Annotated in this window: 18 protein-coding genes; all 18 read right to left on the reverse strand. The window is 34.5% G+C overall.

Annotated elements, in window-relative coordinates:
* Positions 1-19: 19 nt before the first annotated feature.
* On the reverse strand, positions 20-1,888 hold the full coding sequence (locus GMA06_RS03095) for a SpaA isopeptide-forming pilin-related protein (protein WP_163561650.1): 1,869 nt from the start codon (positions 1,886-1,888) through the stop codon (positions 20-22).
* A gap of 96 nt (positions 1,889-1,984) precedes the next feature.
* Entirely contained in the window at positions 1,985-4,363 is a 2,379-nt protein-coding gene (locus GMA06_RS03100; protein ID WP_163561651.1) for an ATP-dependent Clp protease ATP-binding subunit, read from the reverse strand.
* A 1-nt stretch (position 4,364) separates the two neighbouring features.
* Entirely contained in the window at positions 4,365-4,844 is a 480-nt protein-coding gene (locus GMA06_RS03105; protein WP_163561652.1) for a CtsR family transcriptional regulator, read from the reverse strand.
* 198 nt (positions 4,845-5,042) lie between these two features.
* Positions 5,043-5,504: a hypothetical protein gene (locus GMA06_RS03110; RefSeq protein WP_205426192.1), complete on the reverse strand. Its 462-nt coding sequence runs from the start codon at positions 5,502-5,504 to the stop codon at positions 5,043-5,045.
* A gap of 934 nt (positions 5,505-6,438) precedes the next feature.
* Entirely contained in the window at positions 6,439-7,710 is a 1,272-nt protein-coding gene (purD, locus tag GMA06_RS03115) for a phosphoribosylamine--glycine ligase (RefSeq protein WP_163561654.1), read from the reverse strand.
* 18 nt (positions 7,711-7,728) lie between these two features.
* On the reverse strand, positions 7,729-9,270 hold the full coding sequence (gene purH, locus GMA06_RS03120; RefSeq protein WP_163561655.1) for a bifunctional phosphoribosylaminoimidazolecarboxamide formyltransferase/IMP cyclohydrolase: 1,542 nt from the start codon (positions 9,268-9,270) through the stop codon (positions 7,729-7,731).
* On the reverse strand, positions 9,267-9,857 hold the full coding sequence (purN, locus tag GMA06_RS03125; RefSeq protein WP_163561656.1) for a phosphoribosylglycinamide formyltransferase: 591 nt from the start codon (positions 9,855-9,857) through the stop codon (positions 9,267-9,269). The genes purH and purN overlap by 4 nt, the downstream gene beginning before the upstream one ends.
* Positions 9,854-10,906, reverse strand: coding sequence for a phosphoribosylformylglycinamidine cyclo-ligase (gene purM / locus GMA06_RS03130; RefSeq protein WP_163561657.1), 1,053 nt, complete (start codon positions 10,904-10,906; stop codon positions 9,854-9,856). Before purM ends, purN begins: the two co-directional genes overlap by 4 nt.
* 11 nt (positions 10,907-10,917) lie before the next feature.
* Positions 10,918-12,363: an amidophosphoribosyltransferase gene (purF, locus tag GMA06_RS03135; RefSeq protein ID WP_163561658.1), complete on the reverse strand. Its 1,446-nt coding sequence runs from the start codon at positions 12,361-12,363 to the stop codon at positions 10,918-10,920.
* Positions 12,356-13,060 carry a phosphoribosylaminoimidazolesuccinocarboxamide synthase gene (gene purC, locus GMA06_RS03140; protein WP_205426194.1) on the reverse strand — a complete coding sequence of 235 codons (705 nt, stop codon included), beginning with the start codon at positions 13,058-13,060 and terminating at the stop codon, positions 12,356-12,358. The genes purF and purC overlap by 8 nt, the downstream gene beginning before the upstream one ends.
* Entirely contained in the window at positions 13,057-16,734 is a 3,678-nt protein-coding gene (locus GMA06_RS03145) for a phosphoribosylformylglycinamidine synthase (RefSeq protein ID WP_163561659.1), read from the reverse strand. Before GMA06_RS03145 ends, purC begins: the two co-directional genes overlap by 4 nt.
* Before the next feature lie 303 nt (positions 16,735-17,037).
* On the reverse strand, positions 17,038-18,288 hold the full coding sequence (locus GMA06_RS03150; RefSeq protein WP_163561660.1) for a hypothetical protein: 1,251 nt from the start codon (positions 18,286-18,288) through the stop codon (positions 17,038-17,040).
* The gene (purK, locus tag GMA06_RS03155; RefSeq protein WP_163561661.1) at positions 18,279-19,403 is read right to left on the reverse strand and encodes a 5-(carboxyamino)imidazole ribonucleotide synthase; all 1,125 of its coding nucleotides are present in this window, start codon (positions 19,401-19,403) and stop codon (positions 18,279-18,281) included. The genes GMA06_RS03150 and purK overlap by 10 nt, the downstream gene beginning before the upstream one ends.
* A 13-nt stretch (positions 19,404-19,416) precedes the next feature.
* Entirely contained in the window at positions 19,417-19,905 is a 489-nt protein-coding gene (gene purE / locus GMA06_RS03160) for a 5-(carboxyamino)imidazole ribonucleotide mutase (RefSeq protein ID WP_163546530.1), read from the reverse strand.
* Between the two features lie 145 nt (positions 19,906-20,050).
* A complete protein-coding gene (locus GMA06_RS03165; RefSeq protein WP_163546531.1) occupies positions 20,051-20,236 on the reverse strand; it encodes a hypothetical protein in 186 nt (61 codons plus the stop codon).
* 9 nt (positions 20,237-20,245) lie between these two features.
* On the reverse strand, positions 20,246-21,559 hold the full coding sequence (gene gtfB / locus GMA06_RS03170; protein ID WP_163561662.1) for an accessory Sec system glycosylation chaperone GtfB: 1,314 nt from the start codon (positions 21,557-21,559) through the stop codon (positions 20,246-20,248).
* Entirely contained in the window at positions 21,543-23,060 is a 1,518-nt protein-coding gene (gene gtfA / locus GMA06_RS03175) for an accessory Sec system glycosyltransferase GtfA (protein ID WP_163561663.1), read from the reverse strand. Before gtfA ends, gtfB begins: the two co-directional genes overlap by 17 nt.
* Before the next feature lie 23 nt (positions 23,061-23,083).
* Entirely contained in the window at positions 23,084-25,471 is a 2,388-nt protein-coding gene (gene secA2, locus GMA06_RS03180; protein ID WP_163561664.1) for an accessory Sec system translocase SecA2, read from the reverse strand.
* Positions 25,472-25,484: the final 13 nt, after the last annotated feature.

The raw sequence follows: 25,484 nt of genomic DNA on the forward strand, positions 1-25,484 counted from the left end.
TATTTTAAATGAAATTCGTTTATTTCTCTAGTTTTTTAATCAATAGACCTCGTATACCTAAACAAATACATACACTACCAATAACCAATAAATACACAGCATTATGCTCTCCTGTTTCTGGTAGGGCATCGTCTTGTTTTTGTGTCGTTTCTTCAACTGTTTGAGTTGTTTCTTCTGTTGCTTCTTTCTCAAAAGACTGTTCTTGCGAATTAGTATCCGTATGTTCAGCAAGTAAAGCACCTTTTTCTTTTTGAGAGTAATCAAAAATTTGTTCCATTACTACATATTTCCCCTCATCAAGAGCATCTAAATTTACTTTATCTAGCGCAACAGATAGACTGCCTTTTTCATCTACCGAATAAATTTTCTCTGTCGGCTCAACAACAATATCTTCTTTACCAAGTGGTGTTATCCATGTTTTGACAAGTACTTCCCCTTGTTTAAACCCCTCATAATTGATTGTATCAACATAAGTATCATCCACTTTATTCACATACGTTTGAATCTTCGGATGTAGTGCATACACCGTTTGATCTTGATTTTTTAAATCAAGATGCGTTGTAATCAACACATCATTCAAATATAATTCATCTGCATATATAACTGTATCTTCATACCCTTCAAACTCGAAGGACTGTTCGTCTTGAGTACCGTTCGCAACAAATGAACGACGTTGTTCTTTCAATACTTTACCTGATGTATCAAGCTGTTTTACTACAAGCATATATGTTTTATCTTTCACTAAATTGGATAGCACAACAGCTTCTACATGTTTCTCAAATGGATAACTTTGTTTTTGATGATACATCGTTGTCGCTTTCGACTGTATGGTTGGTTGTTTATCGTCTACAATCGTGATAGTGCCCAATTCATCAGAATAGACTTCTGGATTTAACAAAAATCCATCTGGTGCTTTGACTTCTTTAATTGTATAGTGCTTTTCTATATTTAAATTTGAAAATGTAACATTCCCATTTTCGTCTGTTTCTAACATATCGATTAATTGATTCCCTTCATAGACACCAATGTTTGCCCCTTGTAATCCTTTGCCATTACGATCCACTTTATGTACGACAACATCTTTCTTTTTAATTAAATTCAAGCGAACGGTTGAAAATCTCTCCGTGTCTAATTTAAATTTTCCTAATGTTTGCGAATGCTCTCGCTGATAAATAAATGACATACCATGATGTTGTGGTTGTTTTTCTTGGTAAAACGATAGTATCGTTGTATTAGCAGAGGAAGTTGGTGTTAATATTAAGCGATTATCAATACGTTCTATCTTCCACCCTTCAATCTGCTCTGGAATAATCAACTGAGACACTAAACCATTCAAATCCTCAAGTACAGCACGTTCTCCTAAAGTTACTGTAACAGTTTGATTATGCCAACTTGTATATTTTTTGTACTGTTCGATTTTCTTTGTCACATTTTCTTTAAACTGTTGATACTCTTCTAAAGAAAGTGTACCTGTTACTTTTGCAATGCGATACCCTAAGTTTTCCCAAACAAGCATTTGTGTATAATGATAGTGTTTATCGGATACTTGGATGGCATACCCAAAATATGTTGTTAAAGACAATTTTTCTTTTAAAGAAGCATCAATCTTTTTTTGTTTCTCTCCTGTAATAATCTCTTCATTTGAGAACACTTTCGTCTGATACTCTTTTCCGTTTACTAATGTTGTGGGATCTAAACAAAATAACACATCATCATCTGAAACTAAAACATCATCATAACTCAATGCTGTATGAAAATCCTCCTCTTCCACATACACAACTCCAGATTCTTTGGAATCTCTCATCGTCACAACTGTATCTGTTGCAAATACTTGCGTTGAACAAAACACACTCAACAAACAGACACCGATCATTAACCATTTTTTCATTGTTTTCCTCCTTCATGTTTTCTATTATGTATATATGCCATTTCAACTCTTTTTTGCACAAAAAAACTACATTTTTCAATGTAGTTTTTCATCTATTTATTTCACATGAATGGTAATTGCATCTTGTTTTAACCCGATTTTAACATGACTGTCTTGTCGAATTGTTCCATCCAAGAGCTTTTCACTCAATTTATCTTCAATCTCTTTTTGGATAGCACGCTTAATTGGACGTGCTCCATACTCAATATCAAATCCGTCTTTCGCAATTTTTTTGATGACGCTTGATGATACACTGACAGTTGCACCTAAGTCTTCTAAACGTTTCAATGTATCTTTCATCAATAATTTAACAATTTGATATACATGCTCTTGTTCAAGTGAATGGAATACAACAATTTCATCAATACGGTTTAAAAACTCTGGACGAACAACTTTTTTCAATTCATCACGAATCGTTTTTTCCATAGCCATTTGGTCTTGACTAACTGCAGCACCAAACCCTACTTTTTTCTCATCACGTAATAATGTTGCACCAATATTAGATGTTAAGATTAAAATTGTATTTCTAAAATCAACTCGTCTACCTTTTGCGTCTGTAACATATCCATCGTCTAAAATTTGCAACAAAATATTAAACACATCTGGATGTGCTTTTTCCATTTCATCAAATAAAATAACAGAATATGGTTGACGTCTCACTTTTTCAGTCAGTTGTCCCCCCTCATCATATCCGACAAACCCAGGAGGCGAACCAATAAATCGACTCGTACTATGTCTATCCATAAACTCAGACATGTCCACTCGAATCATTTTATCTTCACTACCAAATAAAATATCTGCAAGAGCTTTTGCTAATTCTGTTTTCCCTACACCTGTTGGCCCTAAAAATAAAAATGAACCAATCGGTTTTTTTGGATCTCCCATACCACTCTTAGATCGTCTTATCGCTCTGGAAACAGCACTAACCGCTTTATCTTGCCCAATGACACGTTTATGCAATTCTTTTTCCATTCTCAACAAACGTTGACTTTCTTTTTTCTCCAATTCTGTAACGGGTACCCCTGTCCAAGACGACACAACTTGAGCAATATCTCTTTGACTTAGTACCGGTATTTTTTTAACTGTTTCTTTTTGTTTTTCTTGCTTTTTCATCGTCGACACAAGTTGTTTAAACGACGCACCTGCTTGTTCAAAATCTTTTGCCGATAATTGTTGTTGAATGGTATCCTCTAAAATAGCTGTTGGTTCTTCTTTTTGATTTTGACATAAATCAAGTATCAATTTAGAGGCTGCTTCATCAATCAAGTCAATGGCTTTATCTGGTAATTTACGATCAGAAATATAACGGGAAGATAAGTAAACAGCTTCTTTAATGACATCTGCAGGAATGGATACCCCGTGATACTGCTCAAACTCAGAAATAATCATGTTCAACATATCAAATGTTTTTTCAGGGGTTGGTTCATCAATAGATACTGGTGCAAAACGTCTTTCTAAGGCAGCATCTTTTTCAATATTTTTTTGATATTCTGAAAATGTTGTTGCCCCAATAATTTGAATTTCCCCTCTAGCTAGAGCTGGTTTCAAAATATTTGCTGCATCTACTGAACCTTCTGATCCACCTGCACCGACTAACATATGAATTTCATCAATAAATAAAATAATATCGCCACTAAACAAAATTTCATCAACGATACGTTTCATACGTTCTTCAAACTCACCACGATATTTTGTTCCTGCTACCAAACTACCTACGTCTAGGCTAAGTAGTCTTTTTCCTTGTAACGATTTAGGTACTTCTTGGTTAACTAATAAATTTGCCAAAGCTTCAATGACTGCTGTTTTTCCGACACCAGGTTCGCCAACTAAAACAGGATTATTTTTATTTTTACGAGAAAGCACTTGTAAAATACGTCTTGTTTCCGTTTCTCTTCCAATAATTTTACTAATTTTTCCCGCAACGGCTTGTTCTGTTAAATCTCTTGTTAAAGCATCTAAAACAGGCGTTTTACTTTGTTTTTTATCCTCTAAATCACCTGTTTTTTCATTGATTGAAAAACCAATTTCACGATAAATATCTTTGACTAATCGTTGAACATCTACTTTTAAACGATTTAAAATTTGTGTAGCTTTTACATCTTCGCTCAATATTCCTAATAATAAATGTTCTGTCCCTACTAAATTGGACTGCAATCTTTCAGAGATTTCTAAAGCATTGTCTAAAATACGATTCATTTTAGCTGAATACGTGACATTTTTGACATTTACACTTGTATCCATATTCACATCAATACAATTTGCCACATCTTCAACAGATACGTAACGATTTAAAACACTTCCTGCAATACTATTTTTTGTCATCACTAAAGCTAATAACAAATCTTCAGATCCGATAAACGCATGTCGTGACCTTCTTGTTTGCTCTTTTGCAAGAGCTAATACATCTAAACTAAGTTGTGTAAATTTATTTTCCATACTATTCTTCACTCTCATTATATTGGTATCGTAATTGTCGTAATTGACTTTTTAATAAATCTGCTCGTAATTGATCATCATTGTCTACATGAGATTGTAGCATATCACGTTCAAGACTTGCTTGAATCAATAACATTTCTCGCTTTGTTAACACTTGCTCATGATGTAACTGAGAAATGACTTTAACAGCTTCATTCATAGACAATGAATTAGACAACGTGCTTAGTAACGCATCAATAATATGCGTATGGCAAAAATCTAGTTTGCTAATACGAACATATCCAGCACCCCCACGCTTACTTTGGACAATGTATCCTCTATTTTGTGTAAAACGTGTTTTAATCACATAGTTAATTTGTGAGGGCACGCACTCAAACAAAGTCGCAAGTTCATTTCGCTGAATAATCACATGATTGTCATTCACTAAAAAATCTTTTAAATAATTTTCAATAATATCACTTATATTTCGTTTACCTTGCATCTTTATTGACCTTTCTTGACCTTTTGATTATTTTACGACAGGTTTTTAAACTTTGCAAGCACAGTAACTTTTTGTACGTAAAAAACTCAGTACAGAACAATATTGCTTTGCACTGAGTAATGGCTATTTAAAATGTATAGATTATTTGTCTAAAATCAGTTTAGAAAATTGAATAATTATGAAAAATATGAATATTAACTAATTAGACTTATCGTTATTATAAATCTCATCGTAAGTAATATCTTCCTCATTATTGCTAATTCGTACACTTCTATCCATAGCTGTATAAGAAGATTTTTCTATATATCCTTGTATATCATAAACTGAATATCTGCCTATTACTTCAAAACGTAAAAATACTTTCCCGTCAGAACCCATAATATGAGAAAAACTTGTATTTACAGTACCGTTATATACTCTACTAGCAACAGAGTCAGAACCTCCATACCAATTATACTTTTCTAATGATACTAAAAATCCAGCAACACTATAATTTACATAGCAACTCACATTTTGTTTATAGTGAATAATCGCTATTTCTCCTTTGTTAAAATAAGCTTCTCCATTAGAATGTGTACTTTTAATTGCTTTTCCACTATATGTTACAACATACCCACCAGCTTCAGCAATAGACACGAAAAACCCTAAAAAAATACACATTTTATATTTTTCTACTCTTTATTTGTGAATATGTTCTGTAAAATAAATACATAACATATCCTGTAGATACCAATGTAACAAAATGATTTAATAAATAATCATCTCTTATAAATTCTATGTTTCCAAACAGTATATTTCTAATGAAAACAAAGTAAATAAATATTAAAAAAATGATTGTATTATAGTAACATTTCGTTTTTAATCTAATTTGTCTATAAAATACACTATCGTATAACAAAGATGTCACAATAAATGCAAACAAAAAGTAAAGCGGTAAAACAATCCCCGCATCCATTCGATATGTTTGCATTAGCCACATATATAGAGGACGAAATGTATAATACAGATAATTTGAAAAAAATGATACATATAACTCTTTCGCAACAAATAAAGAGATAATAAACACACCTAAACAAAATATAATTTTTTTAACATTCATTGTTTCTCCTCCCTTACTTCTTTTATTCAAAAATTGATATATGAAAATGATAGATATTCTTGATACATTTTAGATACACTGACATTACATTGCTATATGTTTTTACAAAAATTACCATATATTTATCCGGCTTTATTTTTGTTTTCATTTATCCTTAAATAATATATACAATATTTCCGATCCCTCCTTTTTTCACATTGCTTCATTTAAACAAATAGCAATTTATAACAATTATAGAATACAACAATAGTTATCTTTTGTGTAAAAATGTCGCAAAAGTGACATTGCTATAGCACTTTTGCGACATTTTGGATCTAGATATTTCATTTGAGGAACAACATCATTTAACACAAACAACAAATAGTTAAAAAATAATTTTCCGTCAAATTGTGTTGACGGAAAATCAAAATATCTCATATTTTCATGAATTGTCTTTTCAAACTCTATTTTCATCATATATAAAATAATATATCATCTCGACAATATATTTTTATATTACCGAAGTGCTTTGCTGCCAATATCTTGTCTATAAAAAGTTTGCGGAATTGGGTTTTCTGATAAATATGTATAAACCTCTTGCTGTGCTTCTTTGACAGTTTGAGCCGTTGCGGATACTAAGAAAATACGACCTCCACTTGATACATATTCTCCGTTTTTCTCGGTAACACCAGCAGCAAATAATTCCATTGATGTATGTTGAGGAACTGTTAGAGTTCCTAATGGTAAGTCTTTTACATAAGCACTTGGATAACCGTTTGCTGCCACAACAACACCTAGTGTTATACCTGATTGACGCCATTCAATAGTTGGCTCTTTATCTTCTAAAATATCGGTAATAATCTCTACAAAATCACTTTTTAAACGTTGCAAAACGACTTGTGTTTCAGGATCTCCAAAGCGTGCATTAAATTCGATAACTTTTATTCCGTTTTTTGTCATCATCAATCCTGCATATAAAACACCTGTATATGAAGCTCCCTCTAATACTAACCCATCAATAATAGGTTGTACGACATGCATCATCACATCATCAATAACCGTTTGGTCAAATTGTGGCACCGGAGAGTATGCCCCCATACCTCCTGTATTGGCACCTTTATCATTATCATAAGCACGTTTATGGTCTTGTGAGATACCCGCAAACCAAGCTTTTCGACCTTTGACAAAACTAAATACGGAAAATTCTTCTCCTTCTAAATACTCTTCAATGACAACTCTAGCAACATCATTGTCATTTGTATATGAGCCGTCGATGAGCATTAAGGATAGAGCATCTAGCGCTTCTTGCTCTGTCATCGCAACCACGACACCTTTTCCAGCTGCCAATCCGTCTGCTTTAATAACAATCGGCACTCCTTTTTCAAGGCAATAGGTTTTTGCTTTTTCAAAATCTGTAAAGGTTTGCGATTGTGCTGTTGGCACATTGTATTTTTTCATCAATTCTTTCGCAAAGTCTTTAGAATATTCAATCTTTGCAGCACGTTGACTTGGGGAAAAAACCAATAACCCCTCTTGTTCAAACGCATCACTGACACCATGAAACAGCGGTAATTCCGGCCCAATAAATGTCCATGAAATTTCATGCTCTTTTGCGAATTGAACCAGTGCTTGTTTATCTGTTTCTGAAATATCTACACAAACAATGCCGTCTTGTGCCATTCTTGGATTTCCTTTTGCACAATATACCGTTTTTACTTTTGGTGAACGAACAATCGCTTTTGCAATTGCGTGCTCTCTACCACCACTACCAATCACTAATATATTCATGAGTTTTCCCTCTACATCTTAATGTCTAAAATGTCTTATATCTGTTTTTAACATCGCTATATGATGCTCATTTGCCACATTCACAGAATCATCATCTTTAATACTACCACCCGGTTGTATAATGGCACAGATACCATACTCCGACGCCAACGTTACTGTATCAGACATAGGGAAAAAGGCATCACTCGCCATAACCGCTTTAGACAAATCCATACCACTTTGTTTGGCTTGCTCTAAAGCAATTTTTGCTGCACCAACACGGTTCATTTGCCCCGCACCAATACCTAATGTTTGTTTAGCATCTGAAATAACAATCGCATTTGATTTCACATGTTTCACAACTTTCCACGCCAATAACAACGCTTTTTCTTCCTCCAAGGTTGGTTTTCTTTTTGTCATGACGCTAAATGTTTCTGGCTCATCAAGATGATTGTCTTGTTCTTGAACCAATAAACCACCTAAAACAGACACGTACTCTAATTCATTCGTATGCATTTCCTCAAAAGGTAGTGCTAATAAACGAATATTTTTCTTTTGTGTTAAAATCTCAAGTGCTTCTTCATCATAAACAGGAGCAATAATAATTTCTAAAAAGATTGTATGTAATTGCTCAGCAACACGTTTTGTGACTGGTCGATTTAACACAACAATACCACCAAATATAGAAACCGGATCTGCTTGATAACAGCGTTCAAATGCTTCTTCAATCGTTTCTCCAACACCAACACCACAAGGATTCATATGTTTCAACGCAACAGCAACAGGTTCGTTAAACTCTCTAGCAATGCGAATAGCAGCATCTGCATCTTTAATATTATTATAAGACAATTCTTTTCCATGTAATTGTGTTGCATTTGCTATGGAAAAACGCTGTGGAAGAACTGTTTCATAAAACAAAGCTTTTTGTTGACTATTTTCACCATAGCGTAATGTTTGTTTTAAATCATACGTTATTGTTAATGTTTCAGGTGTATCTTGTCCAACTTGTTTTGTCATATAATCAGCGATTAACGCATCATAACTCGCCGTGTGTCTAAAAACTTTTGCCGCCAATGTTTGTCGTGTTTCAAAACGTGTATTCCCGTATTCTTTCCATTCGCTTAAAACAGTATCATAATCTGCTGGATCTACTAAAACTGTCACATCTACATGATTTTTTGCAGCTGAACGTAACATACTAGGTCCGCCTATATCAATATTTTCAATAGCATCCGCATAGTGTACATTAGGTTTTAAAATTGTTTGTTTAAATGGATATAGATTTACCACAACAATATCAATATACGAAATACGATGCTCTTCTAAAGCATTTGTATGCTCTTGACTATCACGTCGCGCCAATAATCCTCCATGAATGACTGGGTGTAATGTTTTAACACGTCCGTCTAACATTTCAGGAAAACCCGTAACCTCTTCAATCCCAATCGTCTTAATTCCTTCTTCTTCAAGAACTTTTTTTGTTCCTCCTGTTGAGATAATCTCAATACCTAATGATACAAGTGCTTTGGCAAACGGGACAACTCCTGTTTTATCTGATACACTAATCAATGCTCTTGTCATACGTTTCTCCTTTCATCATTTCTTTTATTTTGATAATACATTTGTATCGCTTTAGGATACAGACGATGCTCTACCGCGTGGATACGTTCCTCTAAACTTTCCAATGTATCCGTTTCAAAAACAGGGACACGTTCTTGTAAGATAATCTCTCCTGTATCAATTCCCTCATCGACAAGATGTACCGTCACACCAGTTTGTGAGACACCAGCACTAAACGCATCTAAAATACCTTGCTTCCCTTTAAATTCAGGCAAGTAAGCTGGATGAATATTCAAAATATGTTGTGAATATTCATCCAATAATGTTTGTCCAATGATTTTCATATACCCTGCTAAGATAATATAATCAATATGATATAATGCTAGTATGTCTAAAATAGCTTTTTCATAAGCTTCTTTGGAATCATACTCACTTAATGCAATATGATAATATGGAACAGAAACCTGTTTAGCACGTTCTAATACATACGCATCTTTTTTATCACAAATGACACAACTAATATGTGCTTTTAATATTCCTTCCTGTATAGCTTGGTACAAAGCAGAAAAATTAGAACCATTACCACTTGCAAAAACAGCTAAATTCATAAAATAACCTCTTGTGATGATAATGTTTGTGAATAGTTCTCTTTAGAAACAACATCGCCTATGACATACGCTGGTGTGTCAAAAGTTCCCAAAAGATGTAGAACATCTTGCACGCTTTCTTTAGGGACAGCAACAACCATACCGATACCTAAATTAAATGTATTTAGCATCGTTTCTTGAGTGTATTTCCCTAAACGTTGCATAAGAGTAAAAATCGGTAATGTTTGAAAAGAATTCATGTGAATACGTGCGGTCATTGCATCTGGGAGCATGCGTGGAATATTTTCAAGAAATCCTCCACCTGTAATATGTGCCACTCCGTGTACAAATCCTTTTTGATGCAAGGCAAGAATTTCTTTCACGTAAATGCGTGTAGGTTCCAATAAAACATCGCCCAATGTTTTCTCACCCAACTCATCAAAATGACTTTCATACGTATATTGATTATCTTTGAAAAAAAGTTTTCTAACAAGCGAATAGCCATTGGAATGAATACCACTAGAACCTAAGCCAATTAGTACATCACCTATTTGTACATTCTCTTTATGAATTAACTGCTCTTTTTCTGCGACACCCACCGTAAATCCTGCTAAATCAAAATCTTCTGGATCATACATATCTGGCATTTCTGCTGTTTCACCACCAATTAAAGCAGCCCCTGCTATTTGACAACCTGTGGCAACACCCGACACAATTTGTTCGATAATCTCTGGTTTATTTTTACCAACGGCAATATAGTCTAAGAAAAATAGTGGTTCTGCTCCTTGAGCAACAATATCATTTACACACATCGCCACACAGTCTATTCCGATTGTATCATATTTTTTTTGCTGAATCGCTAACAATAACTTTGTTCCTACGCCATCTGTTCCAGAAATGAGAACAGGATTTTTATACTGTAAACTTCCTAAATCAAATAGCCCTCCAAAACCACCTAAAGCACCCATAATACCACTGCGGTTTGTTTTTTGAACATGCTTTTTAATTCGTTCGACAACTTCGTATCCGGCATGCACATCGACACCGGCTTCTTTATATGCATTCGACATGATGTATTCCTCTACTTTCTTTTTTCCAAAAAGGCTTGCTGAATGGGTGTTAATTTGCGATAAAACTCTTCTTCATAATCATATAAACCTGCACAGTAATCACCATTAAAACAATCCATACATAAGCCTCCGTATAAATCATCTACCTTTAATCCAATGGATTCAATCAATCCCTCTTCACTTAAAAAGCCTAATGAATCTGCACCAATAAACACACGCATTTCTTCAAGTGTTTGATTGGCAGCAATTAATTCACTTGATGTTGAAATATCAATACCGTAATAACTCGGGAAAAGTAATGGTGGTGCAGCAATACGTACATGCACTTCTTTAGCACCTGCTTCTTTTAATAATCGTACAATACGTTGGCTAGTTGTTCCTCTAACAATCGAATCATCAACCATGACCACCGATTTCCCCCCTACGATACTTTTTACAGCAGATAATTTTAATCGTACACCTTGTTCTCTTAGTTCTTGTGTTGGTTGAATAAATGTACGCGCTATGTATTGGCTTTTAACTAATCCCATTTCGTATGGCAAACCACTTTCTTCTGCATATCCACTTGCCGCAGATAAAGAAGAATTTGGTACTCCAATCACAATATCCGCTTGTGGTGTTGGCCACTCGTGCGCAAGACGTCTACCTGTTCTTTTTCTAGCTGCATGTACATTGATACCTGCTATATTAGAATCGGGTCTTGAAAAATAGACATATTCCATTGCCGCAATAGCATGACGATTTTTTTCAATATATGATTCGACACGTAATCCGTCCTTTGTAATAATCACTATTTCTCCCGCATAAATATCTCGGACAAATTCTCCTCCCAAAATATCAATAGCACATGTTTCGCTTGCCAGGACATATGCCCCATTCTTTAACTTACCAACAACTAAAGGACGTAAACCATTTTCATCAACAGCTCCATACAAAGCGTCTTTTGTCAAAAGTAAATACGTGAATCCACCTTTAATACGACATAAACTTTCTTTTAACTGTGCTTCGAATGTTGCTTGCTTGCTACGGCGAATTAAATGAATTAACACTTCTGTATCAGACGTTGAATAAAAAACAGCCCCCTCTTGTTCTAGTTCTTTTCGCAATGTTTTACTGTTGATAAGATTACCATTGTGACATACACCAACTTCCATATCATAAAAGCGATGTAAAAACGGTTGAATATTACGTAAACTACTTCCTCCTGATGTAGCATAGCGTACATGCCCGATTGCTTTATCTCCATACATATCTAAATTTTGCTTATCTTTAAATACTTCAGCTAGTAGGCCTAATCCTCTATACCCAACCATTTTGTCATCATTCGATACAACAATACCTGCTCCTTCTTGCCCGCGATGCTGTAAACTGTGCAATCCAAAATAGGTCACTTCACTCGCTCGTGAATGTCCAAACACACCAAAAACACCACATTCTTCATTTAGATGACTACTCATGAGTTAATCTCCTTAACACTTCTTCGTACGCTTCCATAACACCACCTAAATCTCGGCGAAATCTGTCCTTATCAAACTTTTCTTGTGTTCCAACTTCCCATAATCGACATGTATCTGGAGAAATTTCATCTGCCAAAATAATTTGATTATTTTTTGTCTTTCCAAACTCAATTTTAAAATCAACCAATGTTAAATTAGCTTTTAAGAAAAATTCTTGCAAAAGCATATTGATACGTAAAGCTTGGAATTTGATAAAAGCTAATTCATCTTCTGTCACAATATGCAACGCCACGGCATGATCATCGTTTATAAGTGGATCTCCTAACGCATCATTTTTATAACTTAACTCAAATACGGGTTTTGCCAGTACTTGACCTTCAGGTAGACCGTATTTTTTCGCCATAGATCCTGCAACAATATTCCGAATAATGACTTCTAGAGGAATAATCGTCACATGTTGACAAATCTGATCCGTATCATTCACTTTTTCAATGAAATGTGTACGTACACCTGCATTCTCTAAATAATTAAAAATCAACGATGTAATCGTATTGTTTAAAACGCCTTTTTTCTCAAATTCTTCTTTTTTTATACCATTAAAAGCTGTTGCACTATTTTTATAATGAACATAAACTTTATCTGGTTCTTCACAAGAATACAGTTGTTTTGCTTTGCCCTCATACAATAAATTCATCATTTTTTCTCCTTTTTATATTTGAAGTATTGAACACCGTTTGTAAAAATATCTTGTCTACCTTTCAGTGTGTTTGTTTTATACAGTCCTTCACCATAACGTTCACTATGTCCCATTTTTCCTAAAACAAGGCCATTTTCACTCATCATTCCCTCTATCGCCAGTACTGAGCCATTTGGATTAAATTGTCCATGTTCACTTGCCAAACCATTAAAATCACAATATTGAAAAGCTACCAAATGTTTATACGCAGGAAGCATTGTACCAACTAATTTACCCTCTCCATGACTAAACATCACTTCGTGCATTTCATCTAATGTAAATCCTTGTGTCCATGGAGAATTCAGATTTGCAACACGCGTCCATGCAGATGTTGAAATATGATGATAACTATCATTACGATATAAGGTTAAATCGTCTTGAGTCACATCTCGAATTTCTCCATAAGGTATTAGCCCCGATTTAATTAAGGCTTGAAATCCATTACAAATACCTAAAATCAATCGTTTTTTTGCTAAATGTTGATGAATGGCTTCTTTTACTTTGGCATTTTTCAATACATTAACAATAAATTTTGCACTGCCGTCAGGTTCATCACCACTTGAAAATCCACCTGGAAACATAATAATATGCGATTCTTGAATGGCTTTAACAAAGGCATCAATAGATTGTTCAATATCATGCTCTTTCTTATTTCGTATCACAACTGTTTGTGTCATTGCACCCGCATCTTTGAATGCTTTTTCTGTGTCATACTCACAATTTGTCCCAGGAAAAACAGGAATCACCACTTTAACATCATCGACATACTCATCATAATAAATAGGCTCTTTTGGCAAAACAGAGATTTGTTCACAATGCCCTTTATCTTCATTTTGATAAAGTGGATAAATCGGATTTAATGTCTGTGTATAGGCTTTATATACTTCTTCAAACGAGAATGTTTCTCCATTGATAGAAATATCTTCACTAACATAGCCAAGTAAAGTAAATGGTAAATCTACGGTTGATTCCACCACCAATGACGCAGGCGTAAAATCTAAAATAGTATCGTGATTTACGGTAAATCCAACTCTATTGCCTAATGCCATTTTGATTAAAGAAGCTGCAACGCTGCCTTCTTCTTGTACGTACACAGATACGATGTGTTTATTTCGTATCGCTGTTTTGACATATTCATAATGCTCTATTGCTTTTTCTATATTTGGATAACCCCGTTCATCTTTTTCTACTGGTACATAATATAATTTATTTCCAATATTTTTTAACTCAGGTGTTATGATATGCTCTGTTTTGACTGGAGCACAAGCAAATGAAATTAGCGTTTCAACAACATTTAAATCATTAAACGTACCAGACATACTATCTTTCCCGCCAATACTTGCTCGTCCAATTTTATGTTGTGCTACAATACTACCTAATAAACTTTGTGTCACTTTGCCCCATTTTTCTGGAGAAGTTCCTAATTTTTCAAAATACTCTTGGAAAGAAAAATACAAACTTTCTTTATCTCCACCAACAGCATATATTTTTGCCACACTTTCTAAAACAGCATACATAGACGATAAAAACGGTGAATAGTGAGAAATTTTTGGAATAAGCCCATAGGTCAAAATTGTTCCTGTATCCCCAGTTGCATGTAGCACTGGTAAAGCTTGAACACTCGCTTGAACAGGAGTTAGTTGATGTTTCCCCGCAAAAGGCATCAAAACGGTTGTTGCTCCAATAGAAGCATCAAATCGTTGGGCTATCCCTTTTTGACAGGTCACATTTAAGTCACTTAATTCTTCTAAAACAGCTTCTTTAGAAAATGACTTATGGTTGAAAGGATTGTTCCCTTTATTATCAATCAACAGTGCATTTGCATGCTGTCTTACACCACTTGTTGCTAAAAAATCAGCACTCATATCCACGACTTTTTCAGCCCCATAATACATTTCCAAACGACGTTTATCAGTAATGGTTGCCACATGTGCATATTCAATATTCTCTTCTTCACATGCTTTCGTAAATACTTCATAATCACTTGGAGAGATAACGACCGCCATCCGCTCTTGAGATTCACTCGTTGCCAATTCTGTTGCATTTAATCCTTGATATTTAACAAGTACTTTATCTAATTGTATATGTATGCCCTCCGACAATTCTCCAATAGCAACACATACACCACCTGCACCAAAGTCATTGCATTTTTTAATCAATTTTGTCACATGAGGTTGTCTAAACAAACGCTGTAATTTACGTTCTTCAATAGCATTTCCTTTTTGCACTTGACTAGACGCTGTTTCTAAAGACTGGTTGGTATGCACCACACTTGATCCACTCGCACCTTGAATACCGTCACGTCCCGTTCTTCCCCCAATCAATAAAACCAAATCATCTTTCTTAGGTGTTTCTCGCTTAAAATCACCAACTTTAACAGCACCAACAACAGCACCAACTTCCATGTGTTTGGCAATATAAGAATCATCATACAACTCTCTTACAAATGTCGTTGCCAATCCAATTTGATTACCATAAGAAGAATTACCATGCGCTGTCCCTTTTGAAATATCAATTTGAGGTAATTTATGTGGTAAAGTTTCTTCTCGTTTTTGTAGAATATTGCCACTACCCGACACACGCATTGCTTGATACACATAACTTCTACCAGAAAGCGGATCACGAATAGCACCGCCAATACATGTACTAGCACCCCCAAAAGGTTCAATCTCACTCGGATGATTATGCGTTTCATTTTTAAACTGCACTAACCACTGCTCTGTGCGTCCATTGACTATATTCTCTGTGAAAAAAGAGCATGCATTGATTTCTTCACTTACTTCGATTTTTTTATCTTTTAACACCCGTACATGATACTTTCCGATAATGCTTGCCATATCCATTAGCGTTACTGGTTTACTGACCTGTAATGACTTTCTCATAGCCAAATAAGTATCGTACGCTTCTTGCATTTCTTTTTTAAACAGTGCCGATTGAATAGACACATCATCTAACACTGTTTCAAAGGTTGTGTGACGGCAATGGTCACTCCAATAGCAATCCAACACATAAATTTCTGTTTCTGTTGGATCTCTATGCTCCGTTCTAAAATAGGATTGGATAAACACTAAATCCTCAATCGACATCGCCAAAGACATCTCTCGTTTTATCTCTTCTAATTGTGCGGTATCAAATACATTAAATCCTGTCATATCCCTTAATGGTTTTGGCGTTGCATCAATCGAAAAAGACAGACAAGACATATCTTTGACACGGGCTTCAATCGGATTGACTAAAAATTGTTCAACTTTTAACAAATCATTCTCAGATAAACACTTATCAAACACAATAACCCTACCACTTCTAACAACAGCCTGTGATTGATTATCCAATAATGCAATACACTGCATCGCACTATCTGCTCTTTGATCGTATTGAGCAGGCAATGTTTCGTAAGCAAAATAATATCCCTCTTTTAATGTAAGTGTTTCGTACACATCATCAATCATCACTTCTGAAAAAACAGATTTCTTTGCCAATGAATATGTTGTTTCCTCAATATTGTATATATCATATACATGATATATTGTCGCTTGTGCCAATTCAAAACCATACATGTTATTCAGTTGTTGACATAACATAAATGATTCTTGATTATAACTTTCTTTTTTCTTTACAAAAATCCGTCTATCCATATACCCTCCCTAAAATACGAACTATTTATAAAACAACTTCTAATTATGTTCGTTTTTATCGTAACACATTATCGTTTTTTGTCAACTTTTCTAACAAAAACATTGATATAACAATAAAAACAGCGCATACTACTATTTTAGCTTTTAAACAAGGATATTTTATTTTTTTAACGAACATAAACTTTATAAAAAAAGACAATAAAAGAAAAATGAAGACTTTTTCCCTTAAAAAAAGATTGACTTTCGTTTTTATGACACACAAAAAAGCTAAAAGTATCCATACGAATACTTTTAGCTTTTTTCTTATTCCCGTATATAATCAACTATATAATACATACTACGATGTCTACCACCCGTATATATTTTTTTATTTACTTCTAAAATAACGGTTGCTACTTTCTTAGTTTTATCAAAACTACTCATCATTGGTATTGTTATTCTATCCCCTTCTGTGATCCACTTACTTAGGTCCGCTGGTACTGGGAATCCTGCGCCACCAACACCTCCGAGTTGAGTGTAGACAAATTTTTTATCTTGTTTTAAATACACCGCACCTTTAGATTCTCCTAACAGTGCAACTAACTCATCTTCAGTCTTTCCAATAGCAGAATCATCAATTTCACGAAAATCTTGTTTATCTCTGCTATAAATATCGCGAATATTTGCTAAAACATCTTCTTCTTGGAAAACAGCTACATTATATTCATTATAAATATCTACGATATTGGCTAAATCAGCCATATAATACGCATTTCCCTCTACATTTTTTATCAATTTCCCTCCAATAAAACCTGGCGGTATCGTATTTTGCTTTCCATTATTAAAACGATTTATCTGAATAGAAATCATATCACTGGCTAACCGTATCGCTTCTTCAACGGCGTCAGGACTCGTGTCATATTTTCTTCCACTTGAAACAGAAGTCCATTCTAAATTATCTAAAAAGATTTCTTTTTTTGCATTATACTTGTCAAAAAACTCTTTCTTAGAGATAACTTTTCCCTCTGTATCTTCTTTCTTCTCTGAAAAGAACACAGCAAAACGCTCTTCCATTAAAGAAGTCAAATCATTTGCTATTTTTATATCTGTCATACTCGACACATTTACCTGTTGATTATCTAAGAAATAATACTGATTATGCTTACTCAAAATCGTTCCATCATCATACAGTGAATAAGCCATTCTCTCAGGTCTACCCGCTTTAAATGCCTCACTGAATAAACGCACAACACTATTGTCTTTTATCGTGTATAAATCAGCCAACTCTCTAATTTGTCCTTTTATTAATAACTCTTTCACATTATCATGATTGATATCATAAAAAGCATAGTACATATCTTTCTTACCCGCTTCAACAGACAAATTGACATCCTCTGGAATATCCGTATTTTTTGCGTCTAGAGCTTCTTTATACTTTTCAATTATCGGACGATACAAACTTTCATAGTCCACCACAACTTTTTCCGTTACACTTACTTCGGCTTGCTTACTATTACTACTACAACCTACCAAACACCCCAAAACGATAGTTATCATCCATTTTTTTATTCCCATATTTCTAACTCCTTAATCTCTCTCAATGTTTCCTCAACATCCTCACTCAGCACCGTCACATGCCCCATTTTTCGATTGACTTTACTCTCCAACTTTCCATAATCATGGAAATGCCAATTCGGTTTTTCTTTTTTTAGTGCAAAAACAGCATCAACATGCTGACCTAACACATTGATCATGACAACTGAAGAGTACAATTTGATTACTGGCATAGGTAATTGTAAAACCGCTTGAATAGATACATCAAATTGGGACATATTGCACGCCTCAATCGAATAATGTCCCGAATTATGTGGACGTGGTGCCAATTCATTCACATAACATTGATTATCTGCTGTTACAAAAAACTCGATGCCTAGCGTTCCAACTAATTGCAAAGCATCTGCTATTCTCTCTGCAATTTCTTGTACACGCTCCAAGACATCATCGGGTAATCTTGCCGGAACAATTGTTGTATGTAAAATATTATGAATATGATGATTTTCACTGACTGGAAAAACAGACGTTTGACCTTTTAGATTCCGACTAATCATAATAGATACTTCTTTCTCAAAAGGCACAAATGCCTCTAATACACAAATCGTTTGACTTACTAGCGTTTCTGCTTTTTGTATATCTTCATCCGAGATGAGTACAACTTGTCCTTTTCCATCATATCCAAATCGTGTGGTCTTTAAAACACACGGATACCCTATGTTTGCTATCGCTTGTTGTAAATCTTCTTTAGACAAAACTGCTTCATACTGCCCAACCGGAAACCCATGTGTCTTTAAAAACTCTTTCTCTAATAATCTATCTTGTGAAATACGTAGCGTTTTAATCCCTTGAGGAAATTTATCCGCAGGAATAGTATCTATAATCGCTTGACAATCGACGTTCTCAAATTCATACGTAATGACATCACAACAATTTGATAACTCGCACAAAGCCTTTGTATCATTATAATGAGATACGATATGCCAATCACTCACTTGAGAAGCAGGACAATCTTCTTGAGGATCTAAAATAGCCACCCTATATCCTTGCCTTTTAGCAGACTGTGCCATCATTTTCCCTAACTGACCCCCGCCAATAATACCAATCGTTACATTTATGTTCGGATTACCTTTTATCATCGTCTACCCTCTCTTATTGATACAAGATATAATCACTTTCTAGTACTTGTTGTCGCATATTTTCTCTATACACTGCCATTTTTTCCGCCAATACGTCATCAAATGCACTTAATATTTGCACTGTATATAAGCCGGCATTGATAGCCCCCGCTTTCCCAATAGACATTGTACCGACAGGAACACCTCCTGGCATTTGTACAATAGATAATAATGAATCAATACCATTTAATGTACTTGACTTGATAGGAACGGCAACAACAGGTAATGTTGTTTTTGAGGCAATCATTCCCGGTAAATGTGCAGCGCCTCCAGCCCCTGCAACAATGACTTTAATACCTGTTTTTCGTGCATCCTGTGCAAATTGAAACATTAAATCTGGGGTGCGGTGTGCAGAAATGACTTGTTTATGATAGGATACTCCAAATTTATCTAATATCTCACAAACATGTTTCATCGTTTCCCAATCCGATTGACTTCCCATAACAACAGCGACTTGTACCATATTGATTTATCTCCTTTCATACTTTATTACACTATATCATATAAAATTTATTTTTACGAACAATTTTACAAAAAAACCATGTCCCATTCAGAAAACAATACATCGTGTTGATAGTTTCACCTACCCACACGATGTATTCATTCTTTTAAAATAACCTCATAAGTGTCATAATCAAACCTACAAGAACAGAAACAGCCAATACAGCAGCGGTTATGACAGATAGTTTTTCAAACGATGACTTCTTTTCTTCTTTTTTCTTTGGTACATAACGTGCCTTAGAAATTTTTTCATCAATACTATCTTTTAATATATCTTTCTCTTCTCTCATCATACTCACCTCTTAACGCAATAACTGATGATACGATTGCACCCCAACTTGATGTGCTGCATATTTTTGCTTTTCTAGTAATGTATCAAATAATTGTCGATTAGAAAAAACATCCGATAATTTTTGACTCATATTTTTCCATTGCTCACTTGGATAATTATTGTCCGGTGAAACAAAATGACTATGTTTTGTATTCGTAAAACTAAACAATAGTAACTGATAATCAAACGCTCTTCTTGTCGCATATAAAATTTCATTGGCATGATTTATATCTAAATAAACATCACAGTTTTGGAATAATTTATCTACTATACGCATTGTTACATTTTGATATAGGCGTACATTCGTATATTTTGATAAATTTGTTAGACGATTTGACATTTCTGTAAGAGCAGCAACATGAAATGTGATATGCGGTAGCTCTTGAATAAAATCTTCCAGATGCTCCACTTGATCAGAATTCGTTAAAACAAGAGCATTTGGTTGATAATGATTATCACGTTTATATGTATAAATATATCCACTTAAAGACACTTTTGTTTTTTGCGCATCTGTTAATAATGGTTGCATTTTTTCATAAACAGAACGATCTGGAACAGCAACTTTAAATTCTCGATTATCATTAAACATCGTTTGCATATTCCCCGGAATGCTATCGTGTATAGGCTCTTGCCAAAAAAGAACACCTTTTTTTAATGTTTGTAGCCCATAAAGCACAAGGAATGATAGTGCCAGTGTATTGTAAATCACACATTCACAATCAAAGCCTGCTTCGTTTAAATAAAATCGAATAAATTCAATTTTGGATTTAAACGTATAAATTTTTTCACGATAAGAAAGCAATATATTTCCTGTTTTATGATTTTCTACAATCACTTCTGTACCATTAACATGATAGTAAGTCGTCACAATAGGTTCTTGCTTTGTATTATAAGTTGTTCGAGCATACTGTCTACCGTATTGATTATAATAGTCTACACAACGTACGATATTAGCTTTATCTAACCATTCAACCGTTCTAACAAGACGTTTATGTGTTGGTTCTGCATAAAAAATATTCGCCCTTTTTTCATCATAACAATAAATTTCCCCCGATGTATTCGTTCCTTTTATTTCCCAAAATTTAGGCGTTTTTACTTGATTAAAATAAAGAGCTTTTGCTTGTTTATTTTCTTGACCTAAAAAATACATATATGGTGAATGTATCCCTTCAGGTAAGAAACCATTATCATCTATAACAACTGTCGGATGCGTATATCCGGCCAACGTCAAAGACTGATGTAAATCTTTGGTTAACTGATTATAATGATCAAACAGATTTATCATGTAGCACCTCCTCTAAGACACATTGCCATTTATACTCGATTTCTTTATCTAAAAACTGACTCGCTTTACGATAAGAAGCCTCTTGAAATGCTGTCAACTGACCTGTTGTGAATAACTCAATTATTTTTTTAGAAAATTGCTCAATAATATAGTCTTCATTATCTTCCTCGTGTCGTTTAATCAAATACCCATTCACACCATTGTCAACAAATGTTGGGTTGCCGTACGGTACATCAAATCCAATAATTGGTAATCCCGATCCGACCGCTTCCATAAGCGTTAACCCAAATCCCTCACTTGTTGAACCTGCGATATACGCTTGGTAATCTGCATAAACATCCGTTAAATGATGATGCCCCATTAACCGAATATACGCTTGTGCTCCACGCTCTTCGATCATTGATTTTAATTTTGATTCTTCTCCACCTTTACCATAAATATCAAAGGATAAATCGGGCAAATATTTTTTCGCATGGATAACTGCTTTAATTAACCAATCAATATGCTTTTCTCCCGCCAATCGAGAAGCTGTCATCAATGCATAGGGACGTCGTTCTCCCTTAGGATACATGAGTTGTTTTAAACTTCCCACTGGGATAGTCACCACTTTTGGAGAAAATGATGTGTATTTTTCAAATTGCTCTGTTAATGTTTTTGTTTGTGTATCCGTAGAAGTAATAAACAAATCAATACTACCCGCATTTGAAAATTGATATTCATAATAATTATTCCATAAAATATAAGACTCATCAATCATTGTGGGACTATAATGCTCTGCATGTACGACCGTTGCTACTTTTGCTTGCCCTTTATGTCGTAAGACACTTTGTGCAATTCCTGTTGCTCTATCAATAATCACTAAATCATCACTTGTTAAGTGCAATGACTGTATAAAATACGAAATCAATTCTTCTTTTGAAAAACAAATATAATCTGGAAATTTAAAAATACTCTTATGATTTTCTTCAATGATTTCATCAAAAGCAGTTGTACCGTCCTCGTTGAAAAATCGTCTTTGGTATAAATACGCTCTATTATCTTTAGGTGCATAATACTCTGAAAATACTCTTGTATAAGAATAATAATCTTTACGAATGAGATTCCCTTTTGATACAAATTCAGCACGATTAACCAGTTGTTTGTTGTGCTGTGTCACATACACCGTCACAAAAAAATCAAGTGCATCAAAAAAATACCGAACCGACAGCCCGTCTTCTTCGACACGAGATGGCTTTATCTCAAATTGTGCTAAAAAATCTTGAATGGTGTACGTTGTTGGTGCTATTTTTATATTTGTAAAATATTGATATAACCAAATCACTTCTGAATCTTCTATACCAATATTTTTTGTCAAATGTTCAATATTTTCAGACTGAATCATATCCGTAAATACGAATTTTGCAGGCTGTTTTATTTTTCTTAAAACAGTTGCACGATATGCCTGAGCGTATTCAACACCACTACTCGCCCAACCAATCCCTAAATTTATATTATATATCATAGTAACACTCCATTTTTCTTGTACTAAGGGAAATACACAATAACATCATCATCTTCTTGTCTAACATAACTTAACGCCAAATAGCGCATCATATTGTCTTTTATAGCTTCTTGCATCAATCGATACGTTAGTAACGCTTCATGATGATACTCGTAAATCGGATTTTTCTGTGCTGACCGACGCCCTGCAACAGCTGTTTTCAACAACTGCAAATTATCTATTTGATCAATCCAACATTCATCAACCGCTTTTAAAATAGCTATTTTTTGGAATATAAAAAATTTATGATCATCTTTTAAAACAGCTCTCTTTCTAGCGATTTCTGTTAAAAAAGATTTTATTAGAAAGTTTCCCAAATCATCTTTAGACGTCACTTTATCCAATACATCTGTATCCGTAAAGCGATAATTGATATTATCAAGAATAAATCTCATAATATCTTCCTTAGTATATGTTTCGTATTGCTGTAAAAACCGTTGTACCACTTCTTGTGCTATTTCTTTCAAATTCACAGCCAATTTATCATCTTTTAAAAGAAGTTCATCTCTTGCACGATACAAAATTTGACGCTGTATTTGAATACTTTCATCAAATTGTTGTGTTGTTTCTCGAGATGCTCTCCCTTTACTATCACTTGAGAGTTGAGCCTCATTCACTAAACGAATAAATTTAAATCCTTTTAATGCTTTAGGCATTTTAACAGGTAATTTTTGTTCGCCCTCTAGGTAATATTTTTCAACCCATTTCGGTCCATATTTTACAACCACATCATCTTCTAGTGATACAAAAAATTTCGTAACACCTGGATCCCCCTGTCTACCCGAACGACCTCTCAGCTGTAAATCCGTACGCTTGCTACTCATTCTCTCTGTACCAATAACGGCTAATCCACCAAGCTGTGCAACACCTTCTCCAAGTTTAATATCCGTTCCTCGACCTGCCATTGCCGTTGCAACAGTCACTGCACCTATTTGTCCAGCTTCTTTAATCATCAAGGCTTCTTTAGCGGCATTATACGCATTCAACACACTATGAGGAATCCCCTCTCTTAAAAGTAATTCAGAATACAATTCTGACATATCCACCGAACCAACAGCTACTAAGACGGGCTGACCAGTCGCATGAATTTTCTTTACATAATCTAATGACGCATATAATTTATCTGGTAAATTCCGATAAACAGAATCAGGTAAATCTTTCCGAATTGACTTACGATTTGTTGGAATAACAACAACAGACATACCATACGTTTCAATAAATTCTGATTCATCCACTTTTGCTGTCCCACTCATACCCGCTAATTTATCAAACATTTTAAATAAATTTTGGAATGTAATAGATGCCATCGTTTTTGTATCAGCACTCAATTCAACCCTCTCTTTTGCTTCAAGTGCTTGATGTTGTCCTGAACCTAATTTCATACCATGTAATAATCTTCCGGTTGTCTTATCTAATAATGTAACTTTGCCTTTCCAAACAGCATAATCTTCATCTCTTTCCAATAACGTATTGGCACGTAGTGCCAATACAATATTCCGAACAAGTTGGAAATTTTCTTTCGTATATATGTTTTTTAAACCAAAAAATTTTTCTGCTTCTTGTATTCCTTTTCTAGTTAACCAAACATTACTTCTATCTTCATCACATTTATAATCTTCATTTTCCACTAATGTTAAAATAAATTCATTAGTCATTGTATATAAATTTGACTGTACTTTCGGTGAACCAGAAATAACAAGTGGCGTTTGTGCACTATCAAGTAAAACAGCATCAATTTCATCAATAATCGCATAAGAAAGTGGACACATATATTTTTTATTCTTTGAATCCACTAAATTATCACCTAAATAATCAAAACCTAGTGACCCATTCGTTGTATAAATAATATCCGCTTTATAAAACGCTTGTTTTTCTGTTGCTTTAACCATTTCGTCATCATCTTTTGATACAGGTGTAGAAACACTCAAACCCATAAACTCATAAACAGGTCCCATTTCCTCTTTATCACGCAAAGCCAAATAACCGTTATTTGTCACAAGCATTACAGGTTTACCAGCCAACGCATTTAAATATAGCGGCATTGTTGCTGTTAATGTTTTCCCCTCTCCTGTTTTCATTTCAGCAATATTTCCTTGATGTAAGACAATGCCCCCCATCACTTGCACGTCATAAGGAAACATCCCTAAAATACGCTTATCCGCTTCACGAATGGCTGCAAAAGCCTCCGGCAAAAGATCATCTAATGTTTCTCCATTTACCAAACGCTCTTTAAACAAAACGGTTTGATGCTGTAATTGTTCGTTACTTAAAGACGCCATATAATCAGCAAATTGATTAACTTGCTTTAAAATACGTTTGATCCTATTTAGCCTCAGTCTGTTTAAACTAAAAAGTCCATTCGGATTTTTCATCTATACCACCTTT

The organism is Granulicatella sp. zg-84 (assembly GCF_010892375.1).
In the GTDB taxonomy this organism is placed as follows: Bacteria; Bacillota; Bacilli; order Lactobacillales; family Aerococcaceae; genus WM01.

Excerpts from the sequence above, each read along its gene's own strand:
- purE (WP_163546530.1), bottom strand. The coding sequence starts at position 19,905 with ATGGTACAAGTCGCTGTTGTTATGGGAAGTCAATCGGATTGGGAAACG.
- GMA06_RS03100 (WP_163561651.1), bottom strand. The coding sequence starts at position 4,363 with ATGGAAAATAAATTTACACAACTTAGTTTAGATGTATTAGCTCTTGCA.
- GMA06_RS03095 (WP_163561650.1), bottom strand. The coding sequence starts at position 1,888 with ATGAAAAAATGGTTAATGATCGGTGTCTGTTTGTTGAGTGTGTTTTGT.
- gtfB (WP_163561662.1), bottom strand. The coding sequence starts at position 21,559 with ATGATAAATCTGTTTGATCATTATAATCAGTTAACCAAAGATTTACAT.
- purD (WP_163561654.1), bottom strand. The coding sequence starts at position 7,710 with ATGAATATATTAGTGATTGGTAGTGGTGGTAGAGAGCACGCAATTGCA.
- purF (WP_163561658.1), bottom strand. The coding sequence starts at position 12,363 with ATGAGTAGTCATCTAAATGAAGAATGTGGTGTTTTTGGTGTGTTTGGA.
- purC (WP_205426194.1), bottom strand. The coding sequence starts at position 13,060 with ATGATGAATTTATTGTATGAGGGCAAAGCAAAACAACTGTATTCTTGT.
- GMA06_RS03165 (WP_163546531.1), bottom strand. The coding sequence starts at position 20,236 with ATGATGAGAGAAGAGAAAGATATATTAAAAGATAGTATTGATGAAAAA.
- GMA06_RS03145 (WP_163561659.1), bottom strand. The coding sequence starts at position 16,734 with ATGGATAGACGGATTTTTGTAAAGAAAAAAGAAAGTTATAATCAAGAA.
- gtfA (WP_163561663.1), bottom strand. The coding sequence starts at position 23,060 with ATGATATATAATATAAATTTAGGGATTGGTTGGGCGAGTAGTGGTGTT.
- GMA06_RS03105 (WP_163561652.1), bottom strand. The coding sequence starts at position 4,844 with ATGCAAGGTAAACGAAATATAAGTGATATTATTGAAAATTATTTAAAA.
- purH (WP_163561655.1), bottom strand. The coding sequence starts at position 9,270 with ATGACAAGAGCATTGATTAGTGTATCAGATAAAACAGGAGTTGTCCCG.
- GMA06_RS03110 (WP_205426192.1), bottom strand. The coding sequence starts at position 5,504 with ATGTGTATTTTTTTAGGGTTTTTCGTGTCTATTGCTGAAGCTGGTGGG.
- purM (WP_163561657.1), bottom strand. The coding sequence starts at position 10,906 with ATGTCGAATGCATATAAAGAAGCCGGTGTCGATGTGCATGCCGGATAC.
- secA2 (WP_163561664.1), bottom strand. The coding sequence starts at position 25,471 with ATGAAAAATCCGAATGGACTTTTTAGTTTAAACAGACTGAGGCTAAAT.
- purK (WP_163561661.1), bottom strand. The coding sequence starts at position 19,403 with ATGATAAAAGGTAATCCGAACATAAATGTAACGATTGGTATTATTGGC.
- purN (WP_163561656.1), bottom strand. The coding sequence starts at position 9,857 with ATGAATTTAGCTGTTTTTGCAAGTGGTAATGGTTCTAATTTTTCTGCT.
- GMA06_RS03150 (WP_163561660.1), bottom strand. The coding sequence starts at position 18,288 with ATGGGAATAAAAAAATGGATGATAACTATCGTTTTGGGGTGTTTGGTA.